15 protein-coding genes are annotated in these 16,836 nt (G+C 63.2%); 5 read left to right on the forward strand and 10 right to left on the reverse strand.

Annotated elements, in window-relative coordinates; all coding sequences use genetic code 11:
- Positions 1-3: 3 nt before the first annotated feature.
- Positions 4-1,260 carry an NADP-dependent isocitrate dehydrogenase gene (icd, locus tag IB234_RS15805; protein ID WP_192319556.1) on the forward strand — a complete coding sequence of 419 codons (1,257 nt, stop codon included), beginning with the start codon at positions 4-6 and terminating at the stop codon, positions 1,258-1,260.
- Positions 1,261-1,486: 226 nt separating this feature from the next.
- On the opposite strand, the gene fabB is transcribed toward icd, so the two are convergent.
- From fabB to IB234_RS15820, 3 genes are all read right to left on the reverse strand, one after another.
- Positions 1,487-2,701, reverse strand: coding sequence for a beta-ketoacyl-ACP synthase I (fabB, locus tag IB234_RS15810; protein ID WP_192319558.1), 1,215 nt, complete (start codon positions 2,699-2,701; stop codon positions 1,487-1,489).
- An 11-nt stretch (positions 2,702-2,712) separates the two neighbouring features.
- Positions 2,713-3,228 carry a 3-hydroxyacyl-[acyl-carrier-protein] dehydratase FabA gene (fabA, locus tag IB234_RS15815; protein ID WP_192319561.1) on the reverse strand — a complete coding sequence of 172 codons (516 nt, stop codon included), beginning with the start codon at positions 3,226-3,228 and terminating at the stop codon, positions 2,713-2,715.
- A gap of 174 nt (positions 3,229-3,402) precedes the next feature.
- Positions 3,403-5,274, reverse strand: coding sequence for an ATP-binding protein (locus IB234_RS15820; RefSeq protein WP_192319563.1), 1,872 nt, complete (start codon positions 5,272-5,274; stop codon positions 3,403-3,405).
- Positions 5,275-5,533: 259 nt separating this feature from the next.
- Between IB234_RS15820 and IB234_RS15825 the strand changes: the two genes are divergently transcribed.
- The 4 genes from IB234_RS15825 (at position 5,534) to IB234_RS15840 (ending at position 9,140) form a co-directional block, all read left to right on the forward strand.
- Positions 5,534-6,556 (forward strand): NAD(P)H-dependent glycerol-3-phosphate dehydrogenase, encoded by a 1,023-nt coding sequence (locus tag IB234_RS15825; protein ID WP_192319565.1) that lies wholly within the window; start codon positions 5,534-5,536, stop codon positions 6,554-6,556.
- 13 nt (positions 6,557-6,569) lie between these two features.
- Complete coding sequence (locus IB234_RS15830) at positions 6,570-6,917, forward strand: DUF4389 domain-containing protein (protein ID WP_192319567.1); 348 nt, start codon at positions 6,570-6,572, stop codon at positions 6,915-6,917.
- Complete coding sequence (sixA, locus tag IB234_RS15835; protein WP_192319569.1) at positions 6,914-7,366, forward strand: phosphohistidine phosphatase SixA; 453 nt, start codon at positions 6,914-6,916, stop codon at positions 7,364-7,366. The genes IB234_RS15830 and sixA overlap by 4 nt, the downstream gene beginning before the upstream one ends.
- Before the next feature lie 118 nt (positions 7,367-7,484).
- Positions 7,485-9,140 carry an AMP-binding protein gene (locus tag IB234_RS15840; RefSeq protein ID WP_192319571.1) on the forward strand — a complete coding sequence of 552 codons (1,656 nt, stop codon included), beginning with the start codon at positions 7,485-7,487 and terminating at the stop codon, positions 9,138-9,140.
- Between the two features lie 78 nt (positions 9,141-9,218).
- Here IB234_RS15840 and IB234_RS15845 read toward each other — a convergent pair whose 3' ends face one another.
- From IB234_RS15845 to IB234_RS15875, 7 genes are all read right to left on the reverse strand, one after another.
- Positions 9,219-10,001: a dienelactone hydrolase family protein gene (locus IB234_RS15845; RefSeq protein ID WP_192319573.1), complete on the reverse strand. Its 783-nt coding sequence runs from the start codon at positions 9,999-10,001 to the stop codon at positions 9,219-9,221.
- 276 nt (positions 10,002-10,277) lie between these two features.
- Positions 10,278-10,919 (reverse strand): DUF502 domain-containing protein, encoded by a 642-nt coding sequence (locus IB234_RS15850; RefSeq protein WP_192319575.1) that lies wholly within the window; start codon positions 10,917-10,919, stop codon positions 10,278-10,280.
- Positions 10,920-10,975: 56 nt separating this feature from the next.
- Positions 10,976-12,604: a BatD family protein gene (locus IB234_RS15855; protein WP_192319577.1), complete on the reverse strand. Its 1,629-nt coding sequence runs from the start codon at positions 12,602-12,604 to the stop codon at positions 10,976-10,978.
- On the reverse strand, positions 12,601-14,367 hold the full coding sequence (locus tag IB234_RS15860; protein ID WP_192319579.1) for a VWA domain-containing protein: 1,767 nt from the start codon (positions 14,365-14,367) through the stop codon (positions 12,601-12,603). Before IB234_RS15860 ends, IB234_RS15855 begins: the two co-directional genes overlap by 4 nt.
- Complete coding sequence (locus IB234_RS15865) at positions 14,367-15,386, reverse strand: vWA domain-containing protein (RefSeq protein WP_192319581.1); 1,020 nt, start codon at positions 15,384-15,386, stop codon at positions 14,367-14,369. Before IB234_RS15865 ends, IB234_RS15860 begins: the two co-directional genes overlap by 1 nt.
- Positions 15,379-15,876 carry a DUF4381 domain-containing protein gene (locus tag IB234_RS15870; RefSeq protein WP_192319584.1) on the reverse strand — a complete coding sequence of 166 codons (498 nt, stop codon included), beginning with the start codon at positions 15,874-15,876 and terminating at the stop codon, positions 15,379-15,381. The genes IB234_RS15865 and IB234_RS15870 overlap by 8 nt, the downstream gene beginning before the upstream one ends.
- The gene (locus IB234_RS15875; RefSeq protein WP_192319586.1) at positions 15,873-16,814 is read right to left on the reverse strand and encodes a DUF58 domain-containing protein; all 942 of its coding nucleotides are present in this window, start codon (positions 16,812-16,814) and stop codon (positions 15,873-15,875) included. The genes IB234_RS15870 and IB234_RS15875 overlap by 4 nt, the downstream gene beginning before the upstream one ends.
- Positions 16,815-16,836 lie beyond the last annotated feature (22 nt).

The following is a 16,836-nucleotide window of genomic DNA, read 5'->3' on the forward strand; positions in this document are numbered from 1 at the left end:
AGCATGGGATACCAGAAGATCCAGGTGCCTGCGAACGGCGACAAAATCACCGTCAACGCCGACATGTCCCTGAACGTGCCGAACAACCCGATCATCCCCTTCATCGAAGGTGATGGCATCGGTGTCGATATCAGCCCGGTGATGATCAAAGTCGTCGACGCTGCTGTCCAGAAAGCCTACGGCGGCGACCGCAAGATCGCCTGGATGGAAGTCTACGCTGGCGAGAAAGCCACCCAGGTCTACGACCAGGACACCTGGCTGCCGAAAGAGACTCTGGAAGCCGTTCGCGACTACGTCGTGTCCATCAAAGGTCCGCTGACCACTCCGGTCGGTGGTGGCATCCGCTCCCTGAACGTGGCTCTGCGCCAAGAGCTGGATCTGTACGTCTGCCTGCGCCCGGTGCGTTGGTTCGAAGGTGTGCCGAGCCCGGTCAAGCGTCCTGGCGACGTCGACATGACCATCTTCCGTGAGAACTCGGAAGACATTTATGCCGGTATCGAGTGGAAGGCCGGTTCGCCAGAAGCAACCAAGGTCATCAAGTTCCTGAAAGAAGAAATGGGCGTCACCAAGATCCGTTTCGATCAGGACTGCGGTATCGGCGTCAAGCCGGTGTCGAAAGAAGGCACCAAGCGTCTGGTGCGCAAGGCTCTGCAATATATCGTCGACAACGACCGTGAATCGCTGACCATCGTGCACAAAGGCAACATCATGAAGTTCACCGAAGGTGCCTTCAAGGATTGGGGCTACGAAGTTGCTCGTGACGAGTTCGGTGCTGAGCTGCTGGATGGCGGCCCTTGGATGCAGTTCAAGAACCCGAACACCGGCAAGAACGTCGTGGTGAAAGATGCCATCGCCGACGCCATGCTGCAGCAGATCCTGCTGCGTCCGGCCGAGTACGATGTAATCGCCACCCTGAACCTGAACGGTGACTACCTGTCCGACGCCCTGGCGGCTGAAGTAGGTGGTATCGGTATCGCGCCGGGCGCCAACCTGTCCGACAACATCGCCATGTTCGAAGCGACTCACGGTACTGCGCCGAAGTACGCCGGCCAGGACAAGGTCAACCCGGGTTCGGTCATCCTCTCTGCCGAGATGATGCTGCGTCACATGGGCTGGACTGAAGCTGCCGATCTGATCATCAAGGGCACCAACGGTGCCATCGCTGCGAAGACTGTGACCTATGACTTTGAGCGTCTGATGGAAGGCGCCAAGCTGCAGTCTTGCTCGCAGTTCGGCGATGCCATCATCTCCCATATGTAAGTCACAAGGGAAAAGGGGCTGATAGCTGCATGTTTGCAGTTGTCAGTCTCGCTGACATTTCCCAGAGAATCCGACACCGGTAGCCGGTGTCGGATTTTTTTTGCCTTCGCATATGACTCGAATATCGTGCATTGAGGTGCATTGCTAGCAGATCGATGATCTCTTTCTGCTATTCCAATAGGCAAAAAAATGGCGCCCGAAGGCGCCATTTTCATGTGGCTGGCAATCAGCCCTGATAGCGCTGCAGCACCAGGGTGGCGTTGGTGCCGCCGAAGCCGAAGCTGTTGCTCATCACGGTGTTCAGCTGCGCATCGCTGGTTTCGCGCTGGATGGGCAGGTCTGCCACCTCCGGGTCGATTTCCTCGATGTTTGCCGAACCGGCGATGAAGCCACCCTGCATCATCAGCAGGCAATAGATCGCCTCGTGCACGCCGGCGGCGCCCAGCGAATGGCCGGACAGGCTCTTGGTGGAGCTGATGGCCGGGGCTTTGTCGCCGAACACTTCGCGCACCGCCCGGGCTTCAGCGCTGTCGCCGACCGGGGTGGAAGTACCGTGGGTATTGAGGTAGTCGATCGGTGCCTTGACGGTCGCCAAGGCTTGCTGCATGCATCGCACTGCGCCTTCACCGCTCGGTGCCACCATGTCATAGCCATCGCTGGTGGCGCCATAGCCGACGATTTCGGCATAGATTTTGGCGCCACGCTTGAGCGCGTGCTCCAATTCCTCGACCACCACCATGCCGCCGCCGCCCGCGATGACGAAGCCGTCACGCTTGGCATCGTAGGCGCGGGAGGCCTTCTCGGGGGTTTCGTTGTACTGAGTGGAGAGGGCGCCCATGGCATCGAACAGGCAGCTCTGGCTCCAGTGCTCTTCTTCGCCGCCGCCGGCGAATACCATGTCCTGCTTGCCCATCTGGATCTGCTCCATCGCGTGACCGATGCAGTGGGCACTGGTGGCGCAGGCGGAGGAGATTGAATAGTTCACACCCTTGATCTGGAATGGTGTGGCCAGGCAGGCAGACACGGTGCTGCCCATGGTGCGTGGCACACGATACGGACCGACGCGCTTGACGCCTTTCTCGCGCAAGGTATCGATGGCTTCCATCTGGTTCAGGGTGGAGGCTCCACCGGAGCCGGCGATCAGGCCGATGCGCGGGTTGGATATCTCTTCCGGAGTAAGGCCGGAGTCCTTGATTGCCGCTTCCATCGATAGATAGGCGTAGGCGGCAGCATTACCCATGAAGCGCAATACCTTGCGGTCGATCAGCTCTTCGAGATTGAGGTCTACGGAGCCGGAAACCTGGCTGCGTAGGCCCATCTCGGCGTATTCCGGGTTGAAGCGGATACCCGCCTTGCCGGCGCGCAGGTTGGCGGAAACGGTGTCCTTGTCATTGCCCAGGCAAGAAACGATGCCTAGACCGGTGATCACGACGCGACGCATGCGAATACCCTTCAGAAGCTGTCGGTAGAGGTGAACAGGCCGACGCGGAGGCCTTCGGCGCTGTAGATTTCTCGACCATCGACGGCGACGCTGCCGTCGGCGATGCCGAGGATCAGGGAGCGGCTGATGGTACGTTTGATATGAATGGTGTAGGTGAGTTTCTTGGCGGTCGGCAGTACCTGACCGAAGAACTTCACTTCGCCCGAACCCAGTGCGCGGCCGCGGCCGGGGTTGCCTTGCCAGCCGAGGTAGAAGCCAACCAGCTGCCACATGGCGTCGAGGCCCAGGCAGCCCGGCATGACAGGGTCGCCTTCGAAGTGGCAGGCGAAGAACCAGAGGTCCGGATTGATATCGAGTTCGGCGACGATCTCGCCCTTGCCGTACTTGCCGCCGGTGTCACTGATATGAGCGATGCGATCGATCATCAACATGTTAGGGGCGGGCAACTGCGCATTACCTGGGCCAAACAGTTCGCCGCGGCTGCAGGCGAGCAATTCTTCCCGGGTATAGGCGTTTTGCTTGGTCATGCGAACTCCTCAATGGTCCCCCTTGGCGGGGTTTAAAGCTGTGCCGCGGTTTTCTTGTGTAGCGGCAGACTAGTCATAGACTGTTGCGTCATGGTGAAAGTCACAGGTTAGTGTGTACACCTGTATACCGGCTGAACTTGTCACAGATCATGACCAGTCGCCCGCGGGCTGAGTCTAGTACTCTTGTGGAGAGGCCTGACCGCGTTTGCCCAGCCAACGCAGCAATACCCGTTCCAAATCGGCACGTTTGAAAGGTTTGGCGAGATAGTCGTTCATACCGGCCTGCAGGCAGGCCTCACGATCACCCTGTAGGGCATTGGCGGTGAGGGCGATGATCGGGGTATTGCATTGAGGTGTCCTGCGACGAATCTGCCGGGTCGCCTCATAGCCGTCCATGATGGGCAGGCGGCAGTCCATCAGCACGGCAGCGAAGCGTTGAGGATCAAAGTGCTGCACCGCATGGGCGCCGTCGCCGACCAGTTCTACGCGATAACCCAGACTGCGCAGCATCGCTTCTATCACCGTTTGATTGACCGGATTGTCCTCTACCAGAAGCACCTCCAACCCGCTTTCGGCCTCCTCGCTGCGTTTTTTCGGCTGTGGGCTTTCCACGTTGCGTCTGCTGAACGGTAGAGGAATCTCCAGGGTGAACACCGAGCCAGCACCTTCCTCACTGATGGCATGGAGAGTGCCCCCCATTCGCTCAGCCAGTGTGCGGGCAATCGATAACCCCAGGCCGGTTCCGCCATAGCGACGCGATATGGAGTTGTCGGCTTGCTGGAAGGCATTGAACATGTGTTCGAGGCGCTGCTGAGCGATACCGATGCCACTGTCGCGCACCGCACAGGTGAACCACAGTACTTCGCTGTCCAGGGGGTGCCACTGGGTCTCTATTCGAATGCCACCTTCTTCTGTGAATTTCAGGGCATTCCCCAGCAGGTTGACCAGAATCTGCCTGATGCGGGTGGGGTCGCCTTGAACTTCGAAGCTCTCCAGATCGGTAGGGTTTTCCAGGTGCAGATAGAGGCCGCGCTGCTGGGCGCTGTGCTGGAAGACCTGGATGGAGTCCTGCAGCAGCTCCGTCAGGGAGAAGGGAATGCGCTCCAGTTCGAGGGCACCACGCTCGATGCGGGAGAAGTCAAGAATGTCGTTGATCACCTTGAGCAGGTGCTCGGTCGACTCGATGGCCAGGGCCGAGTATTCGGCCTGCTCCTGGTTCATTTCGGTGGTTTCCAGCAGCTGCAGCATGCCCAGCACCCCATTCATCGGGGTGCGTAGCTCATGGCTCATCATCGCCAGAAAATCGGATTTGGCGCGATTGGCCTGCTCGGCTTCCTCCCGGGCTTGAGTCAACTGGTGAATCGCCTCGCGTTGCTCCCGGCTGGCGCTGTCCAGCTCAGTGGCAAGGTTGTTTATGTGCCGGGCCAGGTCGCCGAGCTCGCTACTGTCGTCCTCTGGCAGCTGAGCTCGGTAGTCTCCGGCTTTTATAGCCTCTACCGCTCGCCCCATCGCACTGATGGGCTGCGACAGGCGCCGTGCCAGCTGGCGCGCGAGGAAGAATGTCAATAGCAGTGCGATCAGCGCCAGTACCGCTGCCTTCAGCAGAATGGCCTCCTGGCGACTGGTGAGGGTCTCGTCGGCCATGCCGACTACAACGCGGCCTATATAGTCATCGGCGCTCGAGCCTCCACGACGGATGGGGGCATGGAAGATGTCTACCTGCTGAGTCGCCTGGCCGTTGTGCTGTTCGACGTAGACGAGAATGTTCTCGGCTTTGTCGCGTACCTCCAGGAAGCGTACTCCTGGGGTCTGCAGGGTCGCGCGAAGCATCGTCTCCAGCGATTGGGGATCGCCTATTGCTACACCGTGTGCAGCAGCTGGCGCCAACTGGTTGGCCATCAATTGGCCGGTCTGGTTGATCTCCTGGCGCAGATCCTCCAGTCGCGAGTAGGTGAAGAACCCGGTCAGTAGGAGGGTCAGCAGCAGTGCAGGGCCAACGCTGATGAGCTGGGTGCGGGTATGGATGTCCCATCTACGGGAGAGCATCAAGGCGTCCTCGCCCGATCGGCACCGGTAAACATCGCCGCAAGCAGCGTATCGTGCGAGTGGAGGTGACGTGAGATCAGGACGGGAAGGTGCACTGAACGGCCTTGTTCGCTGGCGTGACAGCCGCATGTTAACCGAGAAGACAGACTTTGCCATTGCACGCTCTGCGCAGCGGGTCACGGTGGGGGCTGGCCGGTCGGGCGGGCGTCCGTGATAATGCCTCATTCGCCATCGACAAATGGCCCGCTGTGGAATTCCTATGACCGAGCAACAGCCCGTTGCAGTATTGGGTGGCGGTAGCTTCGGCACCGCCATCGCCAACCTCCTGGCCGCCAACGGCCAGCGTGTCCTACAGTGGATGCGCGATCCTGAGCAGGCCGAGGCCATGCGCACGCAGCGCGAGAACCCGCGCTACCTCAAAGGCATCAAGTTGCTGCCGGGTGTCGAGCCGGTGACTGATCTGCCGGCCACGCTGGCAGCCTGCGAGCTGATATTTGTCGCCGTGCCTTCCTCTGCTCTGCGCAAGGTACTGCAGCCAGTTGCTGTGTCGTTGGTCGGCAAGCTGCTGGTGAGTACCACCAAGGGTATCGAGGCGGATGGCTTCAGGTTGATGAGCCAGATTCTCGCCGACGTTGCACCGCAGGCGCGCATCGGTGTGCTATCCGGCCCTAACCTAGCACGCGAGATTGCCGAGCATGCCCTGACCGCCTCGGTGATTGCCAGCGAGGACGACGAGCTCTGCCAGCGTGTGCAGTCGGCACTTCACGGCCGCACCTTCCGCGTCTATGCCAGCCGCGACAGCTTCGGCGTGGAGCTGGGCGGCGCGCTGAAGAACGTCTATGCAATCATTGCTGGCATGGCCGCGGCCATGGGCATGGGCGAGAACACCAAGAGCATGCTGATCACCCGCGCCCTGGCGGAAATGACCCGCTTTGCCGTCAAGCTCGGCGCCAACCCTATGACCTTCCTTGGCCTGGCCGGGGTAGGCGACCTTATCGTCACTTGCTCCTCGCCGAAGAGTCGCAACTACCAGGTCGGCTACGCCCTGGGTGAGGGCCTGTCGCTGGAGGATGCGGTAGCGCGCCTGGGCGAGGTGGCGGAGGGTGTGAACACCCTGAAAGTTCTGAAGAACAAGGCCGAGGAACTGCAGGTCTACATGCCACTGGTTGCCGGCCTGCATGCCATCCTGTTCGAGGGTCGCACCCTGGAACAGGTGATCCAGGCATTGATGCGCGGTGAGCCCAAGACCGACGTAGACTTCATTTCCCCCAGCGGCTTCTGATAAGGAGAGTGGCATGACTGACGAAACCAAGGAACTGGAACGCGAATCCATTGCCCTGCGCATTCTGTGGATGGTGATCTTCGCCATCGTCTGGCAACTGGCCGAGATCGTCCTCGCCGGTGTGGTTCTGTTGCAGTTGGGCTATCGCCTGTTCTACGGCGCGCCCAACGGCGGCCTACAAGGCTTCGGCGATAGCCTCAGCCAGTATCTGCAGCAGATCGGTCGCTTCGGTACCTTCAACAGCGAAGAGAAACCCTGGCCTTTCGCCGATTGGCCGGCTCCCCGTGCGCCCGAAGACAACGAGCCGCACAGCATCCCTCCTGCACCACACCCGGTTCGCGACGAAGAACCCAAGCTGTGACTCTCTGGTTGCTGCGCCACGGCGAGGCCGAGCCGCGTGCACGGAGCGACGCGGAGCGAGCCCTCACCGAGGGCGGCCGCAAGGAGGTGCGCCGAAGTGCCGAGCACCTGCGTGGCCAGCCGCTGCAGCATATTCTGGTCAGCCCCTACCTGCGTGCCCAGCAGACCGCCGAGATCGTTCGTGAGGTGCTGGGCCTGAAGCTGTCGTTAACCACGGTGGACTGGGCCACACCGGATGACTCGCCACGCGAGGCCGCCAACCGCCTGGATGACCATCCTGGTGAATGCCTACTGGTCAGTCACAACCCGCTGCTGGGCAGCCTCTCCGGCCTGTTGGTTCACGGCCATCTGCAACAGCCAATGGGACTTCGCACCGCCAGTCTGGTGGCCCTCGAAGGCGATCCCGTCCCTGGGCTGATGCAACTCTGCGCCCTGTATCACCCGCACTAGAGCGCCTCTGCTCTCCTGTAACATTTCTTCACTTGCCGCACCTCCTGACGCATGGAATATTCAACCAAGCAAGTGCTTGGTTGCTCCCTGTGACAAAAACAACAAACAAGGAGGCCCCGTGGCCAGTGCAGTCCGTTTGCCGCTCGAGCTATTTTTCGAGCGCGAGTCGCGTCATCCGAACAAGACTTATCTGATCCAGCCGCAGGGCGGGGGGCAGGTGGAACAGCTGACCTGGGCCGATGTCGGCGAACAGGCACGTCGTGCAGCCAGTTGGTTGCGCAGCCTGGAGCTGGAACAGGGCAGCAAGATCGCGATCATCTCGAAGAACTGCGCCCACTGGATCGTCACCGATCTGGCCATCTGGATGGCAGGGCACGTCTCGGTACCTCTCTATCCCAACCTGACCGCCGAATCCGTGCGCCAGGTGCTGGAGCATGCCGAGGCAAAAGTCGCCTTCATCGGCAAGCTGGACGACTGGCCCGCCATGTCCCCCGGCGTGCCGGAGAGTGTGACCACCGTGGCGCTGCCGCTGCACGCCGAAGGCACCTTCGACCGCCACTGGAGTGACCTGCAGGCTTGCTCTCCGATTCAGGACAAGCCGCGCAGCCAGCCCGACCAACTGGCTACCATCATCTATACATCCGGCACCACCGGCATGCCCAAGGGCGTGATGCACAATTTTGGCAACTTCGGCTTCACCGCCGGCCATGCCACCGAGCTGTTCGGCGTCAACGAGAGCGACCGCGCGCTGTCGTACCTGCCTCTGTGCCACGTGGCCGAGCGCATGTTCGTCGAACTCAACTCGCTGTACAGCGGCATGACGGTGTTCTTCGCCGAGAGCCTGGATACCTTCCTCGAAGACCTGTGCCGCGCGCGGCCTACCGTTTTCTTCGGGGTGCCGCGGATCTGGACCAAATTCCAGATGGGCGTGTACGCGAAGATGCCGGCGAAGAAGCTCGACTTTCTCCTGTCCATTCCGCTGGTTGGCGGCCTGATCGGACGCAAGGTGCTGCGCGGGCTGGGATTGGACGCCGTGCGTTATGCGCTGTCGGGCGCTGCGCCGGTGCCTGACGCGCTGCTGGCCTGGTATCGCCGCCTGGGGCTGGACCTGCAAGAGGTCTACGGCATGACCGAGAATTGCGGCTACTCGCATGTCTGCCGCCCCGGCAAGTTCAAGAAGGGCTGGATTGGACAGAACAATCCGGGCGTCGAGGTGCGTATCAGCGAGGAGGGCGAGGTGCTGGTGCGCAGCGGCTCGACCATGCAGGGCTACTACAAGGAGCCGGGCAAGACCGCCGAGGCGCTGACCGACGAAGGGTTCCTGCGTACCGGCGACAAGGGCGAGCAGGATGCCGATGGCAATCTGCGCCTGACCGGTCGAATCAAGGAAATCTTCAAGACCAGCAAAGGCAAGTACGTGGCTCCAGCGCCGATAGAGAATCGCCTGGCTGTGCACAGCCATATCGAGCAGGTTTGCGTGGTAGGAGACGGCCTGCCACAGCCGCTGGCGCTGTGTGTGCTGTCCGAGGTCGCACGCAAGGAGTCGCGTGAGCAACTGGAAACCAGCCTAAAACGGCTGCTGGCTGACACCAACCTGGGGTTAGACAAGCACGAACGGCTGATTGGCCTGGTGTTGATCCCCGAGGTCTGGGCGGTGGAGAACGGCTTCCTCACGCCGACGCTGAAGATAAAGCGCGCATCGGTGGAAAATGCCTACGGCGTGCATTTCGATGCATGGGGGCGGGGTGGCGGCGAGGTGGTCTGGCACCTGTAGCGGGGGCATGGCCTTCGCGGGGCCTGGCCCAGGCGCCGGCAGCTGGTTTCGGATGAAACCCTGCCGGCGCCCATATCGCTATCGCGGGAAAACCTCCGCGAACAGCTGTTGCATATCTGCCCAGGAGCGCTCGTCGGCTTCTTTCTGATAGCCAAGGTCCAGGCCGTGCCCTTTGTGGGCATCGGCATCCGGGTTGCTGAATCCGTGTTTGGCTCCGGGTAATTCGACGAAGCGGTAGTTGGCACCAGCTTTGTCCATCTCGGCCTTGAAGTCGGCGATCTGTTGGGGCGTGATGAAGCTGTCAGCCGAGCCGTGCTCCACCAGAACCCTGGCCTTGACGCTACCTGAGGTGGCTGGTGTATCGGTTGCCAGTGCCCCATGGAAACTCACGACGGCAGCCAGTGGCAGACCTTGGCGAGCCATGTCCAGTACCACTCGCCCACCAAAGCAGTAGCCTATCGCAGCCAGTCGTTGTAGGTCGGTTTCGGACTGCTTCTTGAGCAGTTCCAGTCCAGCCTGGAAACGTGCCCTCGGGGTCTCTGGATTGGCCATCACGGCCTGCATGAAGGCACCCGCATCCTCGGGATGCTGGGTGTTTCGTCCTTGTCCGTACATGTCGATGGCGAGGGCACTGTAGCCGAGGGCGGCGAGGTCTCGGGCGCGGCGTTTGGCATAGTCGTTAAGCCCCCACCATTCATGCACCACGACCACCCCAGGGCGAGCCCCGGCTATGGCGTCGTCCCAGGCGTGATAACCGATCAGCTGGGTGCCGTCGGCCGCCGTGTAAGGAATCTCGCGAACCTGAACTTCGGCCATGGCGAAGGAGCTGCATAGCATCAGGGTAAACAGTAGAGAACGCATCGGGAACAGTTCCTGTTGGGGGTCGGAAGGAGGGAAGCCTAGCCCTTCAATGCTGGATTTGCATCGTGAGCTGGCCGGCGCGATCACCGCCGCTCGAACCGCCGCTGTGTCGGCCGGGTTCGAATCATGTCAATCGGTGCAATGCAGGCTCCGAAGAATACGAGGCCCAGGATGCCGGCGAGAGATACGGCAGCCGCCGCAAAGTCCTGATCTTACCCGGCTGTCCTGCATGAAAATGGTGTCGGCCAGCCCATTGGAAAGGGCCCATGAAGCTCCCTATTCCTTGGGCGCCGATGGCGGAGTGATCCCCATCGAAACATAGATGCTGGTAAACCTGTCCATGCCCATTTCCGCTGGCTTGACCCACTCCACCGGTACGTAGAGCAGGCCTCCGCCAACCGGAACCGGGGCAGTAGGCACCAAGATGGCAAAATGAGCCCTGCCGTCTATTTCGATTGGTTGCGGGTTGGGGAGCAGGGCCAGCACTGCCGCACCGTCGCCACCGAAGAAGCACCAGACCGGGCTCATCGCCGCAACGTCGGCATTCTCCTGCTGATCGAGCAGGCCGACGAATCTGTCAGCAAGACCATACAGGTTACCCAGCAGGGGAATGCGCCGCAGCGTTCGATCGAACAGCCTGTGCAGAGGGCCCTTCAGGCCCAGTTGCACGGCCAGCCCAAGCGGGTACAGGGCAATCACCAGTGCGACGGTGCCAAGTAGCCAGGCCAGTTCCTGGCTGCTGACGAAGGGCTGGCCGAGCCCGGTGAACAACTTGCCAACGGTGCTGGATGGGCCTATCAGGCCGTTGAGCAAACTCACCACCCAGCCGAGAAGGGCCAGCGACAGCGCCAGCGGCAACAGAGCGAGCAAACCGGCCAGCCAGGTGGTGGCTATGGAGTTGACGCTGCGTTTGAGCATGGCATGAGTCCGTAGTGGTCCAGAGGGGGTACCGGCGCCGACCGTTCGCGTGATGGTCAGCGCGGATACAGGGGGGGCAGTGGGTTGGCTTCCTGCGGATTGGCTGCAGCCTCCAGTGCCGGCAGGCTGCGGATAGCCTTCCACAGGCTCTCGCCCTGCCACTGGTGGCCTGTCTCGCTGTACAGGGCGCCATTTAGCCCATCCATGGCTTCGGACAGGGGCTCAAAGCGGGCAGCCATGTCTGCCAGAGTCTCAGGCTGCTGGCGAGCCCAGGCGTCCAGGGCCTGGCGGGTCGCCTGTGGGTCGTTGGCTTGGCAAGCGCGTTTGAGGTCGTCCAGCAGGGTGCGTGGACTCGGGCCCGTCTGCGCTGTCGGAAGAATGGCTGGCTGGCGGCGGGCGTGCCACCACAGACCGAAGCCCAGCGCGGTGGTCAGGGCGAGCAGGGCACAGGCCAGTTGCCAGATCCACAGTGGGTTGTTGGTTTGGTCGCTGGTGCCGGGTTGATGACCGACCGGCGCCTCCACCTCCAGGCTGGGATTGACTGCCACGTCCAAAGTGCGTGCTGGCAGGCTGGCCGTTTCCAGGCGATCCTGCTCGGTGTTCCACCACAGCACCTGCACCTCGGGCAACGTCACCTGGCCACTCTGGCTCGGCACCAGTGCTTCGCTTTCCTCACGACTGCCGATCAGCCCGTTGGCGTTGATTTCATTGCGCTGCTGCGGCTGGTCTGGATAGCGCCGCAGGCCGGGGCTGTCCTGCACCGGCAGCGGAGGCAGCTGGGCGCTGGACAGGCCTTCGACGCGCAGCATGATGTTGCGCGTCAGCGAATCGCCGACGCTGGGTTTGTCGGGCTCGGGGCTCCAGGCCTGACTCAGGGTCAGGCTGCGCGCCGGCAACCATGGAGCGTTGGCAGGCCAACTGGCTGGGCGAGGTTTGACGGTGACCGGGATTTCTGGCGATTTCACCCGGGTCAGGCGGCCCGGCCGAGGGCCAAACGGGTTGTAGTTCTGATCGCGAGTCGCCGGCGTGGCACTAAAAACCTGGGAGGGGATGGTCAGCTCGCCGCTCTGCTGCGGGAAAATCGCATAGCGCAGCTCAATCACTCCATGGCGCACGCCATTGACGTCCGTCTCGAAGGTGCGAGGGTCGCCCAGCTGTTCGACGCGAGCGTCGGGGATGTTCAGTGGGGTCAGACTGCTGTCGTCATACAGCGATACCGAATGGTAGATACGCAGCGTCAACAGCACCTGGGCCTGCACGTAGACGCTCTCCTGGTCCAGGCTAGCGTCGATGAAAATCGGCGCCAGCTTGCCGTTGCCGCTGGTATCGCCCTTGATCACCTGCAGGGTTATCGGCTGGCTCTGTGCCTCTCCCAGCTTGAGTGGTGGGACCACCACGTAGCCGGTCTGCCGTGGCAGCAGCGTGACTATCCAGCGCGTGCTTGAGAGGGTCTTGCCGGCCTGGGTCGAGAGCCGGTTCTCTTGGCGTGTGCTGACCACTTCAAACTGCTGCTTGAGCGGCTCGAAGTCGGGTGTGCCGAACTGGGTGAAGTCCTCCGATTCGAGGATCAGGTCGAAGGTCTCGCCCTCGTTCAGCCGAGCACGATCAACGGTGGCGGAGAAGCTGGCGGCCCACACCTGGGTGCCGATCAGGCAGAAGAAGAGGGCGCAAAGCAGGCGATTCATCGAGACTGTTCCTGGCGCTGCTGTTGTTCATAGAGGAATTTTCGCCGCAGCAGCTCGCCCGGATCGTCCGGGATCTGTCGCAGCCACTGTTCCAGCGCGTCGCGCTGTTCTCCGCCCAGCGGCTCTGTGCTGGCGGCCTGATTGTTCTCGGACTGGCTCTGTTCGGACTGGCTCTGCTCGGCCTCGGGCTTTGCCGACTGGGCCTGTTGCTGGCCTTCCTTTGGTTGCTGTTCCTGGGGCTTCTGCGGTTGTGACTGGTCATCCTGTGCCTGAGGTTCTTGTTGCTGCGCGTTCTCGCTGGCGCCCTGATGCTTGGGTTGCGGTGGGCTCTCGGCGGGCTGCTGTTGCCCGTCCTGCCGCTCCTGCTGGTCCTGTTGTGGCTGGTCTTGGTTCTGCTGTTTCTGCTGACGCAGCAGTTGCTCGATCAGTGCCTTGTTCTGCTGCGCGGGCTGTAGCTCGGGGTCGCGCTCGAGGGCCTGGTCGTAGGCATCGATGGCCGCCTCCAGTTCGCTGCTTTTGGCCAAGGCGTTGCCGCGATTGTAGTGGGCAATGGCGCTGTCGATCTGGGCGAAGCGCTCGGCGGCCGCCCCATAGTCGCCGGCGCGGTACAGGGCCTCGCCTTGCCATTGAGGGTCTTCGAAACGTTCGGCCGCTTCCTTGGGCTTCTCCGCCTGCAACAGGCGCTGGCCCTGTTGGTCCGGGCGCAGCCACAGGTCATTCCAACCCAGGGCGTAGCTCGGCTGTGGCGCCAGGTACAGCAACAGTGGCAGGCAGAACAGCCAGCCTCGACGGCCGGCACAGGCGGCGATCAGCAGCAATGGCAGCAACAGCCAATGGCCCTGGTCGGCCCAGGCCTGCAGCTGTGTCGGCTCTGCGCCTTCGCGCAGCTGCTGCGGGCCTTCGAGTAGGCCAAGGGCCTGCAGGTCCTCATCGTCCAGGCGCGCTTTGCGATATTGGCCACCCAGGTCCTCGGTGAAGCGGCGCAAGCTGGGACCGTCCACGCGGGGGATCAGGATGGCGCCGTCGGCACCCTTGAGGAAGCTGCCGTCCTCGCCTCGGATCGGTGCGCCCTGGGCAGTGCCGATGCCGAGAATGGCCAGGCGTTCGCCACGGCTGCCCAGAGCTCGGCGGATACCGTCGCGCTCCTCGGGGCTCAGCTCACTGCCGATCAGCAGCAGCCGGCCTCGGCCTTGAGCACCCTGGTCCAGCAGCTCCATCGCTTTGACCACGGCCAGGTCGGCTCGCCGCCCCGCTTCGGGCATGATCGATGGCTTGATGGCCTCCAGCAGGTTGCGCGCGGTACTCAGGTCGTCGGACAGCGGCACCAGGGTGTGGGCGCTGCCCGCATAGACGATGATCGCGGTCTGTGCGTCGTCGCGCGCCTGCAGCAGGTCGAGCAGCTTACGCTTGGCCTGCTCCAGGCGGCTCGGCGGGGTATCTGCGGCGAGCATTGCCGGGGTCAGTTCGAGCAGCACCACCAGCGGGTCTGCTCGTTTCTGACTGGCTTGCTCCATACGCTGCCAGCTGGGACCGAGCAGAGCCAGCAGGCTCAGCAGCCAGGCCAGGCCAAGAGCGATCCACGGCAGACGGTTGCTGCGCACGCGCCCACCGGAGAGCAACACGGCCTGGAACGCAGCGGGTAGCAGCAGTTGCCAGCGCCCACTGCGTCGCTCGCGGTGCCAAAGCTGCCACAGCAACCAGCCGAACAATGGCAGCAGGATCAGCCAGAAGGGGCGCAGCCATTGCGGCCAGAGCATGTCCATCAGGCCGCTCCCCCGAGGCGTGAGGTGAGCTTCTGCCAATGATGTGGCCACAAGTCGCGAGCCACAAGCAACAGGCTGATCAGCAGCGCGGCGGCCAGCGGCCAGGGATACAAGGCCTGGGCCGGCCTGGCACGGGTCGGCAGCTGTGCGGCCGGTTCCAGCTGGTCGAGGGTTTCCTCGATCTGCTGCAGCTCCTTTGCACTGCGGGCGCGGAAGTAGGTGCCACCAGTCTGCTCGGCGATAGCGATCAGCGATGCCTCGTCGAGGTCGACGCCCGGATTGAGGCCGAGCACGCCCATAATGCCGCTCTGCTCGGGATCTGCACCGATGCCGATGGTGTAGATCTTCACCTTCTCCTCGGCGGCCAGGCGCGCGGCGACCTTGGGTTCGATTTCGCCACCGTTGTTGGCGCCGTCGGTGATCAGCACCAGCACCCGGCTGTCGGCCGGGCGCTGACGCAGGCGTTTGACGGCCAGGCCGATGGCGTCGCCGAGAGCGGTCTGCGGGCCGGCGATGTTGACCAGCGCCTCGTCCAACCAGGTGCGTACGGTGTGACGGTCGAAGGTCAGTGGCGATTGCAGATAGGCGCGGCTGCCGAACAGGATCAGGCCGATGCGATCGCCGCGGCGGTCCTCGATGAAATCGCCGAACAGCTTCTTCACCAGTTCCAGGCGCGAGATATCCTCACCGTCCCATTGCATGTCGTCATGATCCATGGAACCGGACACGTCTACCGCCAGCAGCAGATCGCGACCGCTGGCCGGCAGTGGTAGCGGTTCGCCGACCCATTCCGGGCGGGCCGTGGCCAGCAGCAGGAACAACCACAGCAGCACGAGCGGCGTCTGCTGTCGCCAGGCGGGCAGGTTGGCGCGGGCGCGGCGGCCGCTGAGGCCCTCCAGCTCGCCGAGGAAGCTGACCTTGAGCGCCGCCTCGCCACTGTCTGCCGGCGGCAGCGCCAGGCGAAGCAGCCAGGGCAGCGGTGCGAGCAGAAAGACCCAGGGCCAGGCGAACTCAAACATGCTTGCGAATCCAGGTGTCGACTGCCTGGTTGAGGCCGTTGATGGCCTTGTCGTCGAGGCTGCAATGGCTGCGATAGGTGCCTTCCACCAGGATCATCCAGCGGGTCAGGCCGGCGGCCGGGCAGCGGCTGTCGAGAAAAGCCAGCCAGGCACGGCCGCTGAGCACGTGGCTGTTGTCGGTGGGGTAGTCAGCGCGGGCCAGACGTTTGAGCAGGGCGTTGAGCTGCTGCAGCCAGGGGCCGGCGTGCTGGCCATCGTATGGGCGCACCAGACGCGCCAGTTCGGCCAGCGCGGCCTGGCGCATGGGGTCGAGCGGCTGCTCACCTTGAATCGCCTGCTGCTGGCGGCGCGGCAGGTAGCGGCGCAGGTACCACAAGCCCCAGAGCAGCAGCGGCACCAATACCAGCAGCGCCCACCAGCCGGGCGCCAGTGGCCACCAGGATACCGGTGGCGGGGCGATGGTCGGTTGCAGCTGGTCGAGCGGGTTCATGCGCGCTTGCCCGCCTGTTGCCCGGTAAGGTGTTCGCGCAGTTGGTCCACCAGATCCTGCGCGGTGCTCAGCGCCAGCAGCGGCACGCCGAGCTTCTGCGCCAGGCGCTGCCAACGTGCGCGGCGCTGTTCGGCCATGCCGCTGTAGGCCACGCGCAGGTCATCGCCACGGGTGTCCAGCTCCAGTTGCGCACCGCGCTCGATGAAGCGCAGCAGGCCGGCATTGGGCAGGTCGTGGTCGAGCGGGTCGGACACCGGCAGCAGCACCAGGTCGGTGTGTCGCGCCAGCAGGCTGAGCTGCTGCTCGGCGGAATCGTTCAGCGTACGCTCGTCGCAGATCACGATGACCAGGCTGCCGGGGCGCAGCACTTCGCGGGCGCGGCGCAGGGCCAGGCCGAAGCTGTCGCGTTCGCCGGTGGCGTCCGGGTGCAGGGCCTGGTTGGCACGGGTCAGGCGGTTGAGCAGTTGCAGCAGGCTCTGCTTGCTGCGTCGTGGCTTGATCTCGTGATGCTCGGCGTCGCCGAACACCAGGCCGCCGATGCGGTCGTTGTGCGCCAGCGCGGCCCAGCCGAACAGGCTGGCAGCCTGGGCGGCGAGCACCGACTTGAACTGCAGGGCCGAGCCGAAGAACAGCCGGCGGCTCTGCTCGACCATGATGAAGATCGGCCGCTCGCGCTCCTCGTGGAACAGCTTGGTGTGCGGCTCCTGGGTGCGGGCGGTGACGCGCCAGTCGATGGTGCGCACGTCGTCGCCGGCCTGGTACACACGTACCTGGTCGAAGTCGACGCCACGCCCGCGCAGCTTGGAGTGGTGCAGGCCGATCAGCGGACTGCGCCGGGCGGGGGTGGAGAACAGCTGCACCTCGCGCACGCGGTGACGCATCTCGATCAGCTCGGCGAGGCTGACGCGAATGCCCGGTGGGGTCGGTTGCACGTGCATGGGGAGGGCTCGTGGGTGGCCG

The sequence above is a fragment of the Pseudomonas sp. PDM16 genome (assembly GCF_014851865.1).
Lineage (GTDB): Bacteria > Pseudomonadota > Gammaproteobacteria > Pseudomonadales > Pseudomonadaceae > Aquipseudomonas.